Source organism: Candidatus Pelagibacter sp. Uisw_101 (assembly GCF_047727615.1).
In the GTDB taxonomy this organism is placed as follows: domain Bacteria; phylum Pseudomonadota; class Alphaproteobacteria; order Pelagibacterales; family Pelagibacteraceae; genus Pelagibacter.
Genome location: NZ_CP159821.1, coordinates 1,336,352 through 1,354,017, shown reverse-complemented (window position 1 = coordinate 1,354,017; position 17,666 = coordinate 1,336,352). Strand labels below are relative to the sequence as shown.

Genomic DNA, 17,666 nt, shown 5'->3' with positions numbered 1-17,666 from the left:
TATGGACATATTTAGTAATTTTAGTGACCTGTTTATTTCTGTTTGGTCTAAAGGAATTCGTGGAGTTGATATTTTTCAAATACTAATTGGTATTGGAATATTTTTTATTTTTTTAATTTTTAGAGGAATAATAAGTAAAGTTATTATTAAAAGATTAGAAGCAATTTCAAAAAGAACTACAAATAAATTAGATGACACATTCGTCCATGCAATGGAAGGGCCAGCTAGATTTTTACCAATTGTTCTAGGTTTTTTTATTGCAAGTTATTATATGTCTTTTGCAGATGATGGCAGAGCTATAGTTGATACAATTAATCGAACATTAATTACAATTTTAATATTCTGGGTTATCCATCAAATTATTGAACCAATTTCATATATTTTAAGTGGGCTAGATAAAATGTTAACCCGTGAGTTAGTGGGATGGATTATAAAATCCTTAAAGATTTTAATTTTTATTCTAGGGTTAGCAGCTGTTCTTGAACTTTGGGGAATAAAAATTGGACCAATTATTGCAGGACTTGGTTTATTTGGTGTTGCTGTTGCTTTAGGTGCACAAGATTTATTTAAAAATTTAATTTCAGGGATTTTAGTTTTAGTAGAAAAAAGATTTAAAATTGGAGATTGGATATTAGTAGAAGGTATCATTGAAGGGATTGTTGAGAAAATTGGTTTTAGATCAACAGTTTTAAGAAAGTTTGATAAATCTTTAGCTATAATTCCTAATTTTCAGTTTGCTGAAAATGCAGTTATTAATATTAGTGAGACAACTAACTGGAGAATAGATTGGGCAATAACACTTCAATATGACACTACTGTTGATCAGCTAAAAAAAATAAGAGATGAAATTGAAGGCCACATTAATAAAGATGATGATTTTGATAAAGCTGTAGGAGTTGCGGTTAGAGTTGAAAAATTTTCAGATAGTTCGATTGATATGAGGGTTAGATGTTTTACTACTTCTAATAGTTTTTCAACATGGTTGGAGGTTAAAGAAAAACTTGCAATTGAAATAAAACAAATTGTTGAAGGAAACAAAGCAGCTTTTGCTTTCCCAAGTCAGTCAATTTATATTGAGAAAAAATGATAGCCATTTTTTACTTAGCTCTTCAAATATTAAAGCTTTATTCTTATGTGGTAATTGCAAATGTAGTAATTAGCTGGCTTGTTTCTTTTAATATTATAAATACTCAAAACAGGTTTGTTTATTCAATATTAGAAATGACTTACCGATTAACTGAGCCAATGCTTAATAGAATAAGACGATTTCTCCCTAACTTAGGATCATTAGATATTGCACCAGTAGTACTACTGTTGTTGATTTGGTTTATAGAAATGTGTATGAAACTCTACATTGCACCAATGATTTTTTAGGGAAATTTATGATCTTAATAGATGGAAAAAAAATAGCAGCTGAACTCAGAGAAGATCTTAGAAGAGAACTTGTAGAGTTAAAAGCTAAACATAATAAAATTCCAGGACTTACAGTAATATTAATTGGAGATATGGCTCCTAGTCAAATTTATGTTCGTATGAAAGAAAAAGCTGCGGATGAAGTGGGGTTAAAATCTGAAGTAATTAGATATCCAGAAGCTGTGGAAGAAAAAACAGTATTAGATAAAATTGAAGAATTAAATAAAGATGAAAGTATTTCAGGAATTTTAGTTCAATTGCCTTTACCAAAACACATCGATAAGCAAAAAGTTATTGAAACTATTTTGCCAGGTAAAGATGTTGATGGGTTTCACCCAATGAATGTTGGTAATCTTTCATCAGGCTATGAAAGCTCAGTACCTTGTACTCCGCTAGGATGTTATTTAATGATTAAAAAAATTGAACCAAATCTAAGTGGAAAAAAAGCAGTTATGATTGGTAGATCAAATTTAAATGGCAAGCCAATGGCACAGTTACTTTTAAAGGAAAATTGTACGGTTACGATAACCCATTCAAAAACTAAAGATTTAAAAGCAGAATGCTTGGAGGCAGATATTATTGTTGCAGCAGTTGGTATTCCAGAGCTTGTAAAAGCAGACTGGGTTAAAAAAGATGCAATCATAATTGATGTTGGAATAAATAAAACTGAAAACGGTATTGTTGGAGATGTTGCTTTTGAAGAAGTGTCAAAAGTTGCAAGAGCTTTAACACCTGTTCCAGGTGGAGTAGGGCCAATGACTATTGCCTGCTTGCTAAAAAATACTATTGAGTGTTTTAAAAGAACTCAGAAATAAAAATTTTCCATTTCCCTCCTAATAATTCCTTAACATTTGAAAAAGGAAATGTTTATTTTTTATTAATTTTTCCTATGACTATCTTGCAAACAAATAACAAAAAATGACCAGTCATTATTTAAGTAACTTTGAAGTGACTAGTAAGCTTATAATTAGTTGATAAAAAATTATTTATGTCCACATGTACTAAAACAAAAATTTAATTAAAAAAACAACATAAATGATAAAATTTTTAATTTTCTTATTCTCAATTATTATTTATAACTCTTCAATAATGGCTTTAGAAAAAAAATCTTATCATCATTTACCAGATGGAACTTTTAGAAATCCAGAAGGATCTCCAGTTAGAACTAGCCAAGCCAAGTTTTCATACACACAATTCATTAAATTGAAAAAGAAAATAGACATGAATGTTCCAAAAGAACATGTTGTAGCTAAAGAGAAAGTTTTATCTGATTTAGAAAAGTATAAAAATGAAGATTATATTGCTTGGATTGGTCATGCTACATACTTAATTAAGTTAGGAGATACAACGATTATAACAGATCCTGTATTCTCTAAAAATGCAGGACCTTTAATTTTTGGCCCAGATAGATTTACTGAGCCTGCCTTAAATTTAAATGAAATTCCAAAGACTGATTTATTATTATTAACACATAATCATTATGATCATCAAGATATGGGAACCATTAGAAAGTACCCGTTTAAAAATACAAAAGTTTTAGCACCTCTAAATCTTGGAAAATATTTTACAAAAAATAAATTTAAAGATGTAAATGAAATGGATTGGTACGAAGAAATTAAAGTTAATGATGATCTAAAAGTAACATTACTCCCAGCTGTTCATTGGTCTAAAAGAAGCCTAACAGATATGAACAAAACACTCTGGGGTAATTTCTTAATTGAATATAAGGGAAAAAAAATCTTATTTGCTTGTGATACTGGTTATGGAAATATTTATAAAGAATTAGGTGAAAAATATGGTCCAATTGATTTAACAATGATTAATATTGGAGCTTATGACTTTAAGCCTATGTTTGATAAATCGATTTATCACACAACGCCAGAAGAAGCTTTAAATGTAGCTAAAGATTTAAGAAGTAAAAAGGTTATGGGAACACATTGGGGAACTTTTGTTTTATCTTTAGAGCCAATTATGGAACCACCTGTACGATTTAAAGCTAGTGCAGAAAAATATGGTTTTAAAAAAGAGGATGCTATTATCTTTAAAATTGGAGAGATTAACTCTTTAAAAAATATATTATCAAATTAAGATTATTTTTTTTCCATTAACCATAAAGCATTTTCACTTAAGAAAAATATTTTACCATTAGACGGATGAACTTGAATATCCCTTATTCTTCCAACATTATTTTTAAATATAAGATCTTCTTTAATATTAGTTAGATCATTAAATATTAATTTTCTTAAAGATTTGTCTTTTAAAGAAGTAACTAGCGCATGCCCATTCCATTCTTTAAACTCATTTCCTTTGTAAATTGTAATAGCACTAGTAGCTATTGAAGGTACCCAATATTGAATTGCTTTGGTAAAACCTGGCTTCCATTTGGGACCTATCTTTGTTCCTGAGTAATTTTTTCCACCCCAACCTAAAATTTTCCATCCATAATTTTCTCCTTTTTTAGCCTCTCCAAACCAATCACCACCTCTTGCTCCATGATTACTTAAATATATTTTTCCATCATAATCGGAGAGTGTTAAACCTTGTGGATTACGAACACCTATTTGATAAATTTCGGGTAACCAGTTTTTCTTACCTTCAAATTTTGGATTATCTTTTGGAATAGTACCATCAGTGTGAATTCTAATAATACTACCAGGATGTTTTGTGGGATCTTGAGCAATCATACCTTGGCCTCTTTCACCAGCTGACGCATAAATATAATCATCCTTAATCACTAATCTTGAACCAAAATGATAACCAGAATCTATAGGAGGGTTTGCTTGAAAAATATTTTTAAAATCTAATTCTTTTTTATCTAATTTTGCTTTTGCAATTGATGTACTTGTTTTTGAATCTCCCCTATCTTCCGAATAAGAAACCCACAGTATATTATCTTGGTGAATAATATCTAATAATCCACCTTGCCCTACTTCTAAAAAATTAAGATTATGTTTAATTTCTGTAACTTCTTTAGAAAAAACATTAACAATTTTAATTTTTCCACTTTTTTCAGTAATAATGATTTCATTATTATTAATAAATGATGATCCCCAAGGTTCATCTAGTTCTATTATTTTAGTGAATGTATAATTATTGGAATAGCTTTTTGAAGTGAATAAAAGAAAAAAAAATATTAATAAAAAATATTTTTTCACTTTAAGAAAGTTTTGATCTACCACCATCAACAGCTATAATCTGTCCAGTAATCCAAGAACTTTCTTCAGTAATTAAAAATTTTGCAAGTGCTGCAGAATCTTTTCCTTCACCCAATCTTTTAAGAGGATGAGCTTTAGCAATTCCTTCTGCAATTGCAGGATTTTTTAGCATTGGCTCTGCAATTTTAGAATTTGATAAACTTGGTGCAATACAATTTACCCTAATATGTGGAGCAAACTCAGCAGCCAGTGTAACAGTTAATCCTTCAACAGCAGCTTTAGCAGAAGCAATAATTGTGTGATTAGTAAAACCTCTTTGAGCGGCAACAGTTGAAAATAAAACTACTGAGCCTTTGTTCTTTTTTAAACTTTCTTGAAATCCTTTTATAGCTTCAATGGCTGAATAAAGGTTTAGTTTCATACATTTATTCATATCTGCTTCAGTAACCATTCTTAATGGTTTTAAATCAATAGATCCTACACAGTAAGCGACTCCTTTGATTTCATCAATGTCTGATTTTACTTTTTCTATAAACCCATCTTCTAAAACATCAGCAACCGTATAAGAACAACCCAATTTTTCTGCGATTGCTTTAACATCACTTTCATTTCTTGCAACTAGATGAATATCATTACCTGAATTTTTTAATTGCTCAGCTAAGCTGGAGCCTACAGAACCTGTCGCACCAAAAATAAGATATTTTTCTGACATATAATTTTTATTTAGTTATATTTAATTATGAAATTGTTTTTTATACTTGGCAATCAATTATTTCCATTAAAATACGTAGACCGCTTCAAAAAGGACCACTCTTTTTACATGGCAGAAGACTATGAACTATGTACTTATGAAAAGCATCATAAGCAAAAGATACTGCTATTTCTATCTTCTATGAGGTCTTATGCGGATATGCTTAAGGCGAATAAATACAAAGTTGAATATTCTAAAATTGAGAACAAAGATTTTAAAGACACCTATTTTAAGAAATTAAAAATTATCATTGATAAAAAAAAAATTACTGAAATTTCAAGTTTTGAGGTTGAGGATAAATTTTTTGAAAAGAAAATTTCACAATTTTTAAAAAAAGAAAAAATTAACTGGAATATTGTTCAAACTCCAATGTTTTTAAACTCAAGAGATGAGTTTAAAAGTTATTTAGCAAAATCAAAAAAACCTTTTATGGCAACATTTTATAAAGAGGTTCGTAAAAAATCTGGAATATTAATGGGAGCAGATGGAAATCCTATTGGAGGCAAATGGAGTTTTGATGAAGATAACAGAAATAAATTACCAAAAGATATATTAATACCAAAATTTCCAAAAATTAATGAAACTAATCATACTAAAAAATTAAAACCAATTATTGAGAAATTATTTAAAGATCATCCCGGAAATACAAATAATTTTTGGTTAGCAACAGAATATGGTGATGTTGTTAAACTTTTAGATTTTTTTATTAAAGAAAAATCAAATTTATTTGGTGACTACGAAGATGCTGTTAATCAAAAAGATAATATTCTATTTCACAGTGCATTAAGCCCGTATATTAATTTAGGTCTAATTACTCCTGAGATTATAATCCAAAAGATTTTAGAATTTCATAAAAAGCATAAAATTAGAATGAACTCGCTTGAAGGTTATATTCGTCAGATAATAGGCTGGAGAGAATTTATGCGTGGAATTTATCAAGGTTACTCTGATGAAATGGAAACTAAAAATTTTTTCAAACATGAAAGAAAAATGAAAAATTCTTGGTATGAGGGCACAACGGGTTTACCCCCATTAGATCATGCAATTAAAAATGCTGTTAATCATGGTTGGTCTCACCATATTGAAAGATTAATGATTTTATCAAATATAATGAACCTTTGTGAGGTGAAACCAACAATTGTTTACAAGTGGTTTATGGAGATGTTTGTGGATTCATCTGACTGGGTGATGGTTCCTAATGTTTATGGAATGGGCTTATTTAGTGATGGAGGTATTTTTGCAACGAAACCATACATTTGTGGATCAAGTTATTTTATGAAAATGATGGATTTTAAAAAAGGGGAATGGTGCAATACGATGGATGGCCTGTACTGGAGATTTATAGATAAAAATAGAAAGTTTTTTTTAAAGAACCCCAGACTATCAATGATGGTTTATGTTTTTGATAAAATGAAAGATGAAAGAAAGAAAATGATTTTATCTGAAGCTGACAAGTTTATAAAATTAAATACAAACTAAATTATATGTATATTTCAATTACAGGATTAAAAACAAAAAATTTTTTATCTGAAATAAAGTTTTGGATACTCACAATACCAGCCTTTAGAGCAGCTCAAAAAGCAGAAGGTAATTTATTTTGTGAAACAAAAAGAGTAAATGGCTATCAACACACAATAACAGCATGGAAAGATAGAAATATGATGATTCAATATTTAACAAGTAAGGTTCATGCAAAAGCAATGAAAAATTTTAGATCAATTGCAACTGGATCAACCTATGGATATGAAGGTGATCAAATACCATCCTGGAAAGAAGCTATAGGACTTTGGCAAAAAAATTATAAAGAATATTAAATTGAAGAAAAATAATTTACCATCAAAAATATGCCCTGTTTGCAAAAGGCCTTTTGTATGGCGAAAGAAATGGAAGTTAAATTGGGATAAAGTAAAGTATTGTTCTAAGAAGTGCTCTAAGTGATTTACTTATCATTATTTGCTATATCTTTTTTAGCTGCAACCATTTTACCATTTTCATCTGAGCTCACATTGGCAGGGTTAATTGCAACATCCAATTATGATAATTTATTATTATTAATCGTTGGAAGTTTTGGAAATACTTTAGGATCTGTTGTTAACTGGGCTTTAGGATTTTATTCAAGAAACCTTACCACAAAAAAGTGGTTTCCATTTAAAGAAACACAAATAGAAAGATCATCAAAATGGTTTGATAAATTTGGTAAATTATCATTATTATTTGCTTGGGTTCCTATAATAGGTGATCCACTGACTTTAGTTGCAGGCTTACTGAGAGTTAGATTTTTAGATTTTATAATTTTAGTAGCAATTGGAAAAGTAAGTAGGTACCTTATTGTTTTCTATTTGATGAGCTAAGTAATGAATATAATAGTTTTACAACATATAAAAATTGAAGATCCAGGCTATATCAAAGATTTAATGTTAGATGATGGTTTTAACTTAACCACTGTAGAGTTGGATGAAGGTGAAAAAATTCCAAGTGATTTAAATAAATTTGATGGAATGTTTTGTATGGGTGGTCCAATGGATACTTTTATGGAGCAAGAATATCCCTGGTTAATTGATGAAAAAAAAAGTATTAAAGAATTTGTCATTGATTTAAAGAAGCCTTACCTAGGTTTTTGTTTAGGCTGTCAGTTATTAGGAGAAGTTGTCGGCGGCAAGGTAGTAAAATCCAACCCAGCAGAAATTGGAATAATGGATATAAATTTTACTAAAGAAAAAAATGAAGACATTTTATTTTCAAAATTTCCAGAACAAATTAAAAGTTTACAGTGGCATTCCTATGAGGTGCAAGGAATAGATGATAATAAAGATGTTACTTTGTTAGCCTCATCACCTGTAACAAAATATCAAATTTTCAAATATCAAAATCATGCTTATGGTATTCAGTTTCATATTGAGATTAAAGACACAACAGTTAATGAGTGGGGCTGTGTGCCTGAGTATAAAAAAGCTCTTGAAGATCAATTGGGTGAGGGTGCGTTAGAAAAATTTGATCAAGCTGCAAAAAATAATATGACTGATATGAATAACTATTCAAAAACACTCTATGAAAATTTTAAAAAAATTCTAATTTAAATTGTAATATCATTTTAAAGAGATAGACAAACTAGATGTCAGAAATTTTTATTCAAACTTTTTTTCTATATTTTATTGTTATAGATCCACTGGGAAACACTCCATTGTTTTTAAGTATTACTCAAAATATGGATACAAACAAAAAGATAAGAATAGCATTAAGTGCAACAATAATAGCTTCAATCATATTACTGTTTTTTGCATTACTAGGAAGTTCATTACTAAGTTATTTAAATATTTCTTATCCAGCATTCACAATTGGTGGAGGAATAATTTTATTAATTATTGCAATAGAAATGTTGTTTGACAAGCGTCAACAAAGGAAAGAAGAAGATATAGATTTTAATTCAGATAACGTTAGTGTTTTTCCTTTAGCAACACCTATTATTGCAGGGCCAGCTGCTATCACTTCAGTAATAGTTTCTGTCTCAGATATTGGAACTAATTTTACTAATCAGACTGCAGGAATGATTTCACTAGTATCTGTTTTATTCTTAACTTTTATAATTTTTTTTATAGCTTCAAAATTTTCTAAGATAATAAATAAAAAAATAATTGGAGTTATTTCAAGAGTGGTAGCTATTATTCTTGTTGGATTGAGTGTGCAGTATATTTTAGATGGTATAAAAATCTTTTTAACTTAATTAAAATTTGCAATAATTTTTGGAATATAATTTTTAAAATTAAAAAAACCTTTATTGCAATATTGCCAAGAAAACTGATCTAACTTTCTATATAAAAATTTAATATTTTTTAATTGATTATTTTGAATAAAATCTAAATTTTCACCAACAGTTGGATAAATTGCATAAACTTTTTCAGTAATATTTTTTAAATCATTAATGTTAATAGTTTCACAATTAACTAATTTTTCTTCCAATCTTATTTTTTGATCCTCTAAAAGATTAGCTTTAAATTTCAACACTTTTTCACTTAATTTGATAGTTCTATTTGTATCATTTGAAATTAACAAAATTTTTTTAAATTTATGTTCTTTAAAATCAGAAAATTCAAATGTCATATTATTTTCAAATATTAATAAAGTTTTATCCTCTAAAATCTCAGAATTTTCAAAGCTATTATTGGTAACTGAATATGTTTTATTATTAAATATAGGATTGGCATTTTCATTAAGTTTTATGTTTTTAAATCTATTATTAGTAAATTTATTTATATTCCATTCACTCGCTAAATAATGCTTGCCTTGAGTTTGAACTCCGGCTACCCATCTCCAACCAAGGGTGTTTGATGCAGCGTCACCATCATAAAGATGCTGCATAAAAAACTCAGCACCCAATTGCCATGGTAATTCTAGTGTAAAAATCCAAATACTCGCAAACCACATTCTTGTGTGGTTATGAAGATAATTGTTTTCTTTAAGTTCAATTACCCATTGATTAAAACAATCTACATTTGTCTTTCCTTCAATTGCATCCAAATAACTTTGATTGTTTTTAAATTCATCTTTAACTTTACCTAATTCTACTAAGTAATCTGACCAAACATTAGGTCTTAATTCTAGCCAACCTTTCCAATAAACACGCCACAGAACTTCCTGAATAAATTTTTCATTTTTTGCAAATGAAAACTTTTTAAGGGATTTATCAATTACTTCTAATTCATTAATTGTTCCGTGAGTTATATAGGGAGATAAACAAGAAATATTAGATCTATTATCAGGTCCAAAATCAAAATTTCTTAGTTTTGAATAATCTGTAAGATTTTGTTCAATAAAATTATTTAATTGATCAACGGCTTTAGCCCTTGAAGCTCCAAATATCATTTTAAACTATTTAGATTTTCTTTTCTTTAGACCCAATTTATCACTATGTCTCAATCTAAGAATAACTATTGCAGATGCAATTAAAACTATAGCTATAGCTTCATAGACTAATGCTGATGGATCCATTTCTTTTCCTTGTAATATAATAAATCGTGCGAGAGCCGTGATGGCAATTAAAAGAGGCAAAGTTATACTAATTGATTGCTGATTCCAAAAAACACGAACCATTGCTAGCACCTCAAGGTAAAGAAACATTAAAAGTAAATCTGCTAGCATTACAGATTGATTTAAAAACATATTATTAATTTCCATACCAACAGCAATTACAGTGCTTACTAAAATAATGCACATTAGCGCTAGCTGTAAATTTTTTGCTATTTTATCCATTACTTATCTTTACTAAATGGTAGCCATTTTTCAAACACTGATTTTGATGGACCATCATATGGGATTGAGTAAGAACTAGGGTTGGGACTCGTTAAAACCTCTATTCCTTTAGAAAATATAAAGATGAATACAATTACAAAAACAATAACCATAATTTTAAATGGATCAAAATTTTTGGTTGTGAATACACTACTAGATTGTGCCTCTGCTTTGTGAAAATGTTTAAAAGTCATATAGACTGCAAAAATAAGTCCAACGTGAGCTATGTAAAGACCAGCCCAACCAAAAGCAAAAGTTGTATAAGAAAATATATATAAACTAAAAACAGTTGTCCAAACAAAGCTTAGAACTAATAAAATTTGTAATCTCACAGATCTTGGTAAAGATCTTAGATCATTTTTACTATCATCAAATAAAATGTTAGCAGCATCTATCATCCAATTTTTTAATGATTCCATGTAACCAGAATAGATATTTATACGTTAAAGGCAAAGGTTAAAGTGTCCTTTAATTTTTAGCTTAAATTGGACTTTATTGCACTTTCCAAATTTGCAGAGCTTTGGGCACCTGAAATAAAATCTGTTCCTATTTCAAAGAAAGGCACTCCATTAATTTCTTTCTCTCTTGCAACTGAAATATATGAATTAACTTCTTCAATATTTTTTAAATTAAAAAAATTATTAATTACATCTGCATTAATATTAAATTCTTTTCCTATATTAATTAAGATTTCTTTATCTCCAATATTAAGACCTTCAATAAAATATGATTGATATATTTTTTCCTTAATTTCGTTGTGCACATTATATTGTTCAGCTAATTTTATTAATAAGTGAGAAAATACAGTATTGGGTGTTTTTTTTATCTTATCTAGATTAAAATTAAGATCTTCCTTTTTAGCCTCATTAGTCATTTGATCGTACATTGGTTGAGCAAACTCTTTTCCACCAAACTTTATTTCTAAGTATTTGTTTCTTTCAATTCCTTCTTTTGGCATGTCAGGATTTAATTGAAATGGGACGTGCTCCATCTCAAACTTAATTTCAGGAAATTTTTTTAATGCATTGTTTAATCTTGCTTGACCAATAAAACACCACCCACAAATTGTATCAGCAAATATTTTTATTTTCATTAACTTATGAACGAAGTTTTTTTTTATGAAAGTTAATAAATCGTTCTACATTTGATTTATTAAAAGTTTTATTTTCTTCAAAAGAAACTTTTTTCATTGAGTAAGCACTACTTTTTGTCTGTCTAGACATTATGGTGATATTACCTTTGTATAATTTTAACTTTATAGATCCATTAACTTTATTTTTTTTAAGGTCGACAATTTTTTGAAGTTTAAATCTTGCTTTTGAGTACCAATAGCCATTGTAAATAAGTTCAGCATATTTAGGCATAATCTCATCTTTTTTATGCATAGTTTCTTTATCTAAAGTAACTGATTCAATTGCTCTATGAGCTGACATTAATAGTGTTCCACCAGGTGTTTCATAAACACCTCTTGACTTAATCCCGATAAATCTGTTTTCAACCAAATCAACTCTGCCTATTCCATTTTTACCAGCAACATCATTAAGTTTTTCTAACAAATTTCCAGGTGACAATTTTTTGCCATTAACAGTTATTGGGTCTCCATTTTTAAATCCTATAGTTACGAATGAAGCTTTGTTAGGTGCTTTTTCAGGAGACACCGTTCTTTGAAAAAGAAACTCAGGAGCTGAATTTTTTGGGTTTTCTAAAACCTTACCTTCAGTTGATGTGTGATATAAATTATCATCAATAGAAAAAGGAGGGGCACCTTTTTTATCAGTAGGAATTAGAATATTATTTTGTTTTGCATATTTAATTAAATCTGTTCTAGAGTTTAATTTCCATATTCTCCATGGTGCAATAATTTTTACTTTTGGCCCAAAGTAATGATAGCCTAATTCAAATCTTACTTGATCATTTCCTTTTCCAGTTGACCCATGTGAAACAGCATAAGCGCCAAATTTTTTAGCAGCAGCAATTTGTCGTTTTGCAATTAAGGGTCTTGCAATTGAAGTACCCAATAAATAAACACCTTCATAAATTGCATGCCCTCTAAGCATTGGAAAAACATAATCTTTTACAAAAACATCTTTTAGATTTTCAATAATAATATTTTTAACACCTAATCTTTTTGCATTCTTTATAATTTTTTTTCTATCAATTTCTTGACCTACATCAGCTGTGTAACAAATAACTTCTGCATCATAATTTTCCTGAAGCCATTTTAAAATAATAGAAGTATCTAGACCACCAGAATAAGCGAGTACAATTTTTTTCTTAGGATTCATTTAATTAACTGCAGCTAGTTTTTGCAGCATTATAAGCTTTAGTAAAACCTAACAATGAATAGTGATCTTTAGTTTGAGAGCCTTTTTGATTATAACCAGTGACCATTATTCTTGATCCTCTCTTCATGGTCTTAATCATTTTGTTTTCAAGTTTGTTGTCAGCAATCCAAGCAAATCCTTCTTGGGCAATATCAAATTTATATTTAGATTTTCCTGATGTAGCTGTAATAATATTTTTTTTATTAAATTCATAGCCACTAGTAATGCTTATTTCATTACTAACTTTTTCACCTGGTCTAAAAGAAACAAACATCCTTGCTTCTCTTAAGTTAGATTTTGGAGACTGTAATACAGGGACTGATTGAGCAAAACAAACTTTACCAGTTTGTTCAGTTATAACCATTGTTTCCCAGTCCTTAAATTTACCAACTTTTTTTACTTCTTGTGAGTTTGCACTAAGAGAAAACACGCTTACAAGAATTAGGACTATAAAATTTTTAATTATGGACATGGGTTAGGGTAAATTGTTTGTACTTCATTTATTTCTTTAATTACTTCATCTGTTAAATCTATATTTACACTTTCCACGTTGGTTTTCAACTGCTCCATTGTAGTTGCTCCAATAATAACGCTTGTCATAAAAGACTGTATTTCACAAAATTTTAAAGACATTTGAGTTAAATCAAGGTTATGTTTTTTAGCTATTTCAAAGTATGCATCTACTGCTTTATTAGTGTTAGGTTTTTCATACCGAGTCCAAAAACTACCATCACGTTCAATTCTTGAATTTTTTGGCATTTGATTGTTTCTATATTTTCCAGATAAATATCCACTTGCTAAAGGAGAGTAGGCCAATAAACCAATTTTATCTCTTACAGAAACTTCAGCAAGGCCAACTTCATAAGTCCTATTTAATAGATTATAAGGATTTTGAATTGACATCATTCTTGGAAGCTCTTTTTCTTTTGATAACTCTAAAAACTTAGAGACACCCCAAGGTGTTTCATTGGATAAACCCACTTCTCTAATTTTACCAGCATCAACAAATTTTTGTAAACTGCCCAAGATATCTTCAAATTGATTCCACTCACTACTGTCATCATGTTCATAACCTAATTTTCCAAAAAAATTAGTATTTCTTTCTGGCCAATGAAGTTGATAGAGATCGATATAATCTGTTTGTAGTCTTTTTAGACTATCATTTACAGCTTGAGTCATTTTCTCTATCCCATAATTATTTCCACCACCCCTCAAATAAGCTCTCATAGGTCCAGCAACTTTTGTTGCCAAAATAACCTTGTCTCTCTTATTAGATTTCTTAAACCAGTTGCCAATTATTACTTCAGTATCACCATAAGTTTCCTCTCTTGGTGGAACAGCATAAAGCTCTGCAGTATCCCAAAAGTTTACACCTTGATCTAGGGCATAATCCATCTGCTCAAAACCCTCATTTTGTGTATTTTGTTCGCCCCAAGTCATTGTACCAAGGCAAATAGTGCTTACTTTTAAATCTGTATTTCCTAGTTTTTTATAATTCATAATAATTAAGCCTTATTAAGACATCTTGAAATAATAGTAAAAGGCTATTATATGTAGGCTATGATATTTAATAAACAAAATTTGCTAAATAAAGTAAAAGAAGCCCAACAATCAACAGTAGTAATGGATGAGGGCTTAAGAGCCTACATGCTAAAAGTCTATAACTACATGGCTTCTGGTATTTTGTTAACAGGACTTATATCTTTAATATTTTTCAAACTATCTGTAGTAACAGATGCTAATGGATCAATTACATCATTAACAAGCTTAGGAAATACAATATTTCTTTCAGGCTTTAAATGGGTAGTAATGCTTGCCCCACTTGGAATAGTTTTTTACATGAGTGCTAGGATTAATAAAATGTCAGCATCAGCTGCTCAAACAACATTTTGGGTTTTTGCTTCATTGATGGGACTTTCACTATCTTCAATATTCTTAGTTTATACTGGAGCGAGTATCACTAGAGTATTCTTTATTACTTCTATTACTTTTGGTTCAATGAGCATTTATGGGTACACAACTAAAAGAGATCTTACAAAATTAGGATCATTTTTAATGATGGGTCTAATAGGTATTATCGTAGCATCAGTTGTTAACATGTTCTTAAAATCTTCAATGATGGACTTTGTAATCTCAATTCTAGGTGTTTTAATTTTTGTAGGCCTTACTGCTTATGACACTCAAAAAATTAAAAACATGTATGTATCAAGTGATACAGGAGAGTTGATGAGTAAAAAAGCTTTAATGGGTGCTTTAACTCTTTACCTAGACTTTATAAATTTATTTATAATGTTGTTAAGATTATTTGGCCAAAGACGATAGTATTTTTATTTCTTAAGGTTTTTCCAATTAGTATTTTTAAGTAGAATTTCTAAATCAAAAGAATTTTTTAAAACTTTACTGTTAGAATCTGTAATTAAATATTTTAGATTTTTATTGCTGGGTTTAAAGTTTTTACAAATTTTATATAAAGCATTCTCTGCTGCATTTTTAAAGACACTAAAGCTAACTTGCCTGTTAGAAATATTTAAACCATAGTCTTTCCATGATCCCTCAGAGACCATTTTTGCATATAGATCTAAAATTATTTTAAGTTCATTTTTTTCAAAAAATTGTCTTTCTTCTATTTGTTTGTGAGGATTATTTACGACTAGTTTTAAGTTTCTATTCATCAAGTTTGTGTTTATTAATTAATGATATCTGAAACCCTGTAAAAACAAGGGTTATTGGCAGCATTCCCCAAACCTTAAAGTTAACCCAAAATTCTTCTGTTTGTGTTCTCCAGACGCATTCATTAAGGATTGCAAGGCAGAAGAAAAAATACATCCATCTTTTGTTTAGTAATTCCCAACCCATGTCAGTTAGGGCAATTGATTTACCCATAATTTTTTTAAGAACAGGCTCATTTGTAAAATATTTTCCAAAATATAAAGCAAGGGCAAATAAAATATTAATAATTGTTGGTTTCACATAAAGAAAAACTGGATCATTAAAATAAATTGTTAGACCACCAAAAAATGTAATTAAGACACCACTTATTAAAGGCATCATAGGTATTTTTTTTTCAAAGAACCAAACAACTATTAGTGCAATTAATGTTGCAACTATAAGTGGAGGAATTGCAACTGCTAGGTTCTTATCATTGTTATAATAATAATAAAAAAATATAGCTAAAGGCCCAAAGTCTGTGGCAAATTTAAGAAAAGATTTATTCACTTGACAGATATTAACATATTAAAAAAAATATAAATGTTTTTTATTGATTTTTATTTTTAAACCCCCATATTAATAACTATGGCAATTCAAAAAGCAAAATTTTCAATAGGCGACATTGTAAAACATAAGCACTTTGAGTTTAGAGGTGTAATTTATGATGTGGATTTCGAATTTAATAATTCTGAAGAATGGTATCAATCCATTCCAAAGAATGTTCGTCCTAGAAAAGATCAGCCCTTTTATCATCTGTTAGCTGAAAATGATGAAATTACTTATGAGGCATACGTTTCAGAACAAAATCTATTAATGGATGATTCAGAAGATCCAATTAAACACCCTTTAATTGAAGAGATTTTTTCTGGTAAAAGAGGCTCTAGCTATTTTAAGCCCTCTAATTAATTCTTTTTTTAAACACAATTAATTCAAATCTTCGACATATATAGTTGTTAAATATAATTATGTTCTGATCAAGAGTGTTAAATAACGTTTTTATCATTATTGACTCCCTCTGCATTCTTGATCAGGATGAATTTCCATAATAAAAATTAAATTACCTTTTTTTAATATATATAATTTAAAAATGTTTAAATATTTTGAGCCTAATAAAATTTTTGCAGTAACCTCTAAAGCTCCAAAGTATGTTTTGTTTTTATTTATTATTGTTTTAACAATTGGTTTAACCGAGGCGCTCATACTCTCACCTGAAGATTATAAACAAAGTGATGCAGTGAGAATTATGTATGTTCATGTACCGGCTGCTTGGATATCACTTGGAATATTTTCAAGTTTAGCTTTGTTGTCTGTTGGAAGTTTTGTTTTTAAAAATAAAAATTTTGCACTAATTGCTAAAAGTTTAGCACCTTCAGGATTTATTTTTAATATTATTGCATTAGTTACAGGTTCAATTTGGGGAAAACCAACCTGGGGTACTTGGTGGGCTTGGGATGCAAGAATAACCTCTATGCTAATTTTAGCATTATTTTATGGAATGTATTTATTGGCTTGGAGAATTTATGAGGACAAAGAACAAGTAATAAAGGTCACATCTTTGATTGCAATTTTAGGAGTGATAAATGTTCCTATCATAAAATTTTCTGTAGATTGGTGGAACACGTTACATCAACCAGCTTCAATTAATATTTTATCAACCAACACAGCAATTCATCCATTAATGTTAGTCCCATTGGGTATTATGACTGCGGCATTTGCCCTTTTTTCATTACTCATTTTTTTGATGAAATATAATACCGAACTGATAAAAGTTAAAAATAAAGGATTAGATAGATTATGATAAATGAAATAATTTCAATGAACGGATATGGAGCTTATGTATGGTCAGCTTTTTCATTCACATTGATCAGTTTTACAGCCTTGTACTTTGTAACTAAATTACAGCTTTTAAAAGAGCAAAAAAGATTTGCTTCTAAATTTGGTTCTCTAAACGTTGAAAAAGCTAGAGCTGCAAGATCACAAAATATTAATAGAGAAATATTATCTAATACATCAAATATTTAACTAATA

The 17,666-nt window shown here is 29.0% G+C and carries 25 protein-coding genes; 14 read left to right on the top strand and 11 right to left on the bottom strand.

The window, feature by feature from the left end; translation table 11 throughout:
• The first annotated feature begins 1 nt into the window (after nt 1).
• The 4 genes from ABXT48_RS07255 (at nt 2) to ABXT48_RS07240 (ending at nt 3,501) form a co-directional block, all read left to right on the top strand.
• Nucleotides 2-1,087, top strand: a complete 1,086-nt coding sequence (locus ABXT48_RS07255) for a mechanosensitive ion channel family protein (protein WP_415302924.1) — start codon at nt 2-4, stop codon at nt 1,085-1,087.
• Nucleotides 1,084-1,374, top strand: coding sequence for a YggT family protein (locus ABXT48_RS07250; RefSeq protein ID WP_415278218.1), 291 nt, complete (start codon nt 1,084-1,086; stop codon nt 1,372-1,374). Before ABXT48_RS07255 ends, ABXT48_RS07250 begins: the two co-directional genes overlap by 4 nt.
• Before the next feature lie 8 nt (nt 1,375-1,382).
• On the top strand, nt 1,383-2,228 hold the full coding sequence (locus ABXT48_RS07245; RefSeq protein ID WP_415302922.1) for a bifunctional 5,10-methylenetetrahydrofolate dehydrogenase/5,10-methenyltetrahydrofolate cyclohydrolase: 846 nt from the start codon (nt 1,383-1,385) through the stop codon (nt 2,226-2,228).
• A 220-nt stretch (nt 2,229-2,448) separates the two neighbouring features.
• Entirely contained in the window at nt 2,449-3,501 is a 1,053-nt protein-coding gene (locus ABXT48_RS07240; RefSeq protein WP_415302920.1) for an MBL fold metallo-hydrolase, read from the top strand.
• A 2-nt stretch (nt 3,502-3,503) separates the two neighbouring features.
• Here the strand turns inward: ABXT48_RS07240 and ABXT48_RS07235 are convergent, their stop codons facing one another.
• Both ABXT48_RS07235 and ABXT48_RS07230 read right to left on the bottom strand, forming a co-directional pair.
• On the bottom strand, nt 3,504-4,595 hold the full coding sequence (locus ABXT48_RS07235) for a PQQ-dependent sugar dehydrogenase (protein WP_415302919.1): 1,092 nt from the start codon (nt 4,593-4,595) through the stop codon (nt 3,504-3,506).
• Nucleotides 4,570-5,280 (bottom strand): SDR family NAD(P)-dependent oxidoreductase, encoded by a 711-nt coding sequence (locus tag ABXT48_RS07230; RefSeq protein WP_415302917.1) that lies wholly within the window; start codon nt 5,278-5,280, stop codon nt 4,570-4,572. Before ABXT48_RS07230 ends, ABXT48_RS07235 begins: the two co-directional genes overlap by 26 nt.
• Before the next feature lie 27 nt (nt 5,281-5,307).
• Here ABXT48_RS07230 and ABXT48_RS07225 point away from each other — a divergent pair, with 27 nt between their 5' ends.
• The 6 genes from ABXT48_RS07225 to ABXT48_RS07200 are packed head-to-tail and all read left to right on the top strand — an operon-like array spanning nt 5,308 to nt 9,040.
• Nucleotides 5,308-6,798 (top strand): cryptochrome/photolyase family protein, encoded by a 1,491-nt coding sequence (locus tag ABXT48_RS07225; protein WP_415302915.1) that lies wholly within the window; start codon nt 5,308-5,310, stop codon nt 6,796-6,798.
• A gap of 5 nt (nt 6,799-6,803) precedes the next feature.
• Entirely contained in the window at nt 6,804-7,133 is a 330-nt protein-coding gene (locus ABXT48_RS07220) for a hypothetical protein (RefSeq protein WP_271616197.1), read from the top strand.
• Between the two features lies 1 nt (nt 7,134).
• Complete coding sequence (locus ABXT48_RS07215; RefSeq protein WP_271515548.1) at nt 7,135-7,257, top strand: DUF2256 domain-containing protein; 123 nt, start codon at nt 7,135-7,137, stop codon at nt 7,255-7,257.
• Nucleotides 7,254-7,670 (top strand): YqaA family protein, encoded by a 417-nt coding sequence (locus ABXT48_RS07210; protein ID WP_415302913.1) that lies wholly within the window; start codon nt 7,254-7,256, stop codon nt 7,668-7,670. The genes ABXT48_RS07215 and ABXT48_RS07210 overlap by 4 nt, the downstream gene beginning before the upstream one ends.
• 3 nt (nt 7,671-7,673) lie before the next feature.
• Nucleotides 7,674-8,396, top strand: coding sequence for a type 1 glutamine amidotransferase (locus tag ABXT48_RS07205; protein WP_415302911.1), 723 nt, complete (start codon nt 7,674-7,676; stop codon nt 8,394-8,396).
• Nucleotides 8,397-8,431: 35 nt separating this feature from the next.
• The gene (locus ABXT48_RS07200; protein WP_415302910.1) at nt 8,432-9,040 is read left to right on the top strand and encodes a MarC family protein; all 609 of its coding nucleotides are present in this window, start codon (nt 8,432-8,434) and stop codon (nt 9,038-9,040) included.
• Here the strand turns inward: ABXT48_RS07200 and ABXT48_RS07195 are convergent.
• From ABXT48_RS07195 to ABXT48_RS07165, 7 genes are read right to left on the bottom strand one after another with little or no spacing between them, the layout of a single operon-like run.
• A complete protein-coding gene (locus ABXT48_RS07195) occupies nt 9,037-10,179 on the bottom strand; it encodes an FAD-binding domain-containing protein (protein ID WP_415302908.1) in 1,143 nt (380 codons plus the stop codon). The two genes, ABXT48_RS07200 and ABXT48_RS07195, sit on opposite strands and share 4 nt — an antisense overlap.
• Before the next feature lie 6 nt (nt 10,180-10,185).
• On the bottom strand, nt 10,186-10,566 hold the full coding sequence (locus ABXT48_RS07190) for a phosphate-starvation-inducible PsiE family protein (protein WP_027306873.1): 381 nt from the start codon (nt 10,564-10,566) through the stop codon (nt 10,186-10,188).
• On the bottom strand, nt 10,566-11,024 hold the full coding sequence (locus ABXT48_RS07185) for a hypothetical protein (RefSeq protein WP_415286363.1): 459 nt from the start codon (nt 11,022-11,024) through the stop codon (nt 10,566-10,568). The genes ABXT48_RS07190 and ABXT48_RS07185 overlap by 1 nt, the downstream gene beginning before the upstream one ends.
• Before the next feature lie 56 nt (nt 11,025-11,080).
• Nucleotides 11,081-11,698: a DsbA family oxidoreductase gene (locus ABXT48_RS07180; RefSeq protein ID WP_415286362.1), complete on the bottom strand. Its 618-nt coding sequence runs from the start codon at nt 11,696-11,698 to the stop codon at nt 11,081-11,083.
• A gap of 4 nt (nt 11,699-11,702) precedes the next feature.
• On the bottom strand, nt 11,703-12,890 hold the full coding sequence (locus tag ABXT48_RS07175) for an argininosuccinate synthase (RefSeq protein ID WP_415286361.1): 1,188 nt from the start codon (nt 12,888-12,890) through the stop codon (nt 11,703-11,705).
• A gap of 4 nt (nt 12,891-12,894) precedes the next feature.
• Complete coding sequence (locus ABXT48_RS07170; RefSeq protein ID WP_415286360.1) at nt 12,895-13,359, bottom strand: invasion associated locus B family protein; 465 nt, start codon at nt 13,357-13,359, stop codon at nt 12,895-12,897.
• A 32-nt stretch (nt 13,360-13,391) separates the two neighbouring features.
• A complete protein-coding gene (locus ABXT48_RS07165) occupies nt 13,392-14,429 on the bottom strand; it encodes an aldo/keto reductase (RefSeq protein ID WP_415286359.1) in 1,038 nt (345 codons plus the stop codon).
• A 60-nt stretch (nt 14,430-14,489) separates the two neighbouring features.
• Here ABXT48_RS07165 and ABXT48_RS07160 point away from each other — a divergent pair, with 60 nt between their 5' ends.
• Nucleotides 14,490-15,251 (top strand): Bax inhibitor-1/YccA family protein, encoded by a 762-nt coding sequence (locus tag ABXT48_RS07160; protein ID WP_415286358.1) that lies wholly within the window; start codon nt 14,490-14,492, stop codon nt 15,249-15,251.
• Between the two features lie 5 nt (nt 15,252-15,256).
• Here ABXT48_RS07160 and ABXT48_RS07155 read toward each other — a convergent pair whose 3' ends face one another.
• Nucleotides 15,257-15,601, bottom strand: coding sequence for a DUF2794 domain-containing protein (locus tag ABXT48_RS07155; RefSeq protein WP_271520179.1), 345 nt, complete (start codon nt 15,599-15,601; stop codon nt 15,257-15,259).
• Nucleotides 15,594-16,145 (bottom strand): septation protein A, encoded by a 552-nt coding sequence (locus tag ABXT48_RS07150; RefSeq protein ID WP_415278195.1) that lies wholly within the window; start codon nt 16,143-16,145, stop codon nt 15,594-15,596. Before ABXT48_RS07150 ends, ABXT48_RS07155 begins: the two co-directional genes overlap by 8 nt.
• Before the next feature lie 78 nt (nt 16,146-16,223).
• On the opposite strand from ABXT48_RS07150, the gene hspQ reads away from it, so the two are divergent.
• The 3 genes from hspQ to ABXT48_RS07135 all read left to right on the top strand — a co-directional run bounded on the left by hspQ (nt 16,224) and on the right by ABXT48_RS07135 (nt 17,660).
• Nucleotides 16,224-16,544: a heat shock protein HspQ gene (gene hspQ / locus ABXT48_RS07145; protein ID WP_006997624.1), complete on the top strand. Its 321-nt coding sequence runs from the start codon at nt 16,224-16,226 to the stop codon at nt 16,542-16,544.
• 181 nt (nt 16,545-16,725) lie between these two features.
• On the top strand, nt 16,726-17,436 hold the full coding sequence (gene ccmC / locus ABXT48_RS07140; protein WP_415286357.1) for a heme ABC transporter permease CcmC: 711 nt from the start codon (nt 16,726-16,728) through the stop codon (nt 17,434-17,436).
• A complete protein-coding gene (locus ABXT48_RS07135; protein WP_415286356.1) occupies nt 17,433-17,660 on the top strand; it encodes a hypothetical protein in 228 nt (75 codons plus the stop codon). Before ccmC ends, ABXT48_RS07135 begins: the two co-directional genes overlap by 4 nt.
• Nucleotides 17,661-17,666 lie beyond the last annotated feature (6 nt).

Coding starts and splice junctions, on each gene's coding strand:
- ABXT48_RS07255 (WP_415302924.1), top strand. CDS start 2: ATGGACATATTTAGTAATTTTAGTGACCTGTTTATTTCTGTTTGGTCT.
- ABXT48_RS07250 (WP_415278218.1), top strand. CDS start 1,084: ATGATAGCCATTTTTTACTTAGCTCTTCAAATATTAAAGCTTTATTCT.
- ABXT48_RS07245 (WP_415302922.1), top strand. CDS start 1,383: ATGATCTTAATAGATGGAAAAAAAATAGCAGCTGAACTCAGAGAAGAT.
- ABXT48_RS07240 (WP_415302920.1), top strand. CDS start 2,449: ATGATAAAATTTTTAATTTTCTTATTCTCAATTATTATTTATAACTCT.
- ABXT48_RS07235 (WP_415302919.1), bottom strand. CDS start 4,595: ATGGTGGTAGATCAAAACTTTCTTAAAGTGAAAAAATATTTTTTATTA.
- ABXT48_RS07230 (WP_415302917.1), bottom strand. CDS start 5,280: ATGTCAGAAAAATATCTTATTTTTGGTGCGACAGGTTCTGTAGGCTCC.
- ABXT48_RS07225 (WP_415302915.1), top strand. CDS start 5,308: ATGAAATTGTTTTTTATACTTGGCAATCAATTATTTCCATTAAAATAC.
- ABXT48_RS07220 (WP_271616197.1), top strand. CDS start 6,804: ATGTATATTTCAATTACAGGATTAAAAACAAAAAATTTTTTATCTGAA.
- ABXT48_RS07205 (WP_415302911.1), top strand. CDS start 7,674: ATGAATATAATAGTTTTACAACATATAAAAATTGAAGATCCAGGCTAT.
- ABXT48_RS07200 (WP_415302910.1), top strand. CDS start 8,432: ATGTCAGAAATTTTTATTCAAACTTTTTTTCTATATTTTATTGTTATA.
- ABXT48_RS07195 (WP_415302908.1), bottom strand. CDS start 10,179: ATGATATTTGGAGCTTCAAGGGCTAAAGCCGTTGATCAATTAAATAAT.
- ABXT48_RS07190 (WP_027306873.1), bottom strand. CDS start 10,566: ATGGATAAAATAGCAAAAAATTTACAGCTAGCGCTAATGTGCATTATT.
- ABXT48_RS07185 (WP_415286363.1), bottom strand. CDS start 11,024: ATGGAATCATTAAAAAATTGGATGATAGATGCTGCTAACATTTTATTT.
- ABXT48_RS07180 (WP_415286362.1), bottom strand. CDS start 11,698: ATGAAAATAAAAATATTTGCTGATACAATTTGTGGGTGGTGTTTTATT.
- ABXT48_RS07175 (WP_415286361.1), bottom strand. CDS start 12,890: ATGAATCCTAAGAAAAAAATTGTACTCGCTTATTCTGGTGGTCTAGAT.
- ABXT48_RS07165 (WP_415286359.1), bottom strand. CDS start 14,429: ATGAATTATAAAAAACTAGGAAATACAGATTTAAAAGTAAGCACTATT.
- ABXT48_RS07160 (WP_415286358.1), top strand. CDS start 14,490: ATGATATTTAATAAACAAAATTTGCTAAATAAAGTAAAAGAAGCCCAA.
- ABXT48_RS07155 (WP_271520179.1), bottom strand. CDS start 15,601: ATGAATAGAAACTTAAAACTAGTCGTAAATAATCCTCACAAACAAATA.
- hspQ (WP_006997624.1), top strand. CDS start 16,224: ATGGCAATTCAAAAAGCAAAATTTTCAATAGGCGACATTGTAAAACAT.
- ccmC (WP_415286357.1), top strand. CDS start 16,726: ATGTTTAAATATTTTGAGCCTAATAAAATTTTTGCAGTAACCTCTAAA.
- ABXT48_RS07135 (WP_415286356.1), top strand. CDS start 17,433: ATGATAAATGAAATAATTTCAATGAACGGATATGGAGCTTATGTATGG.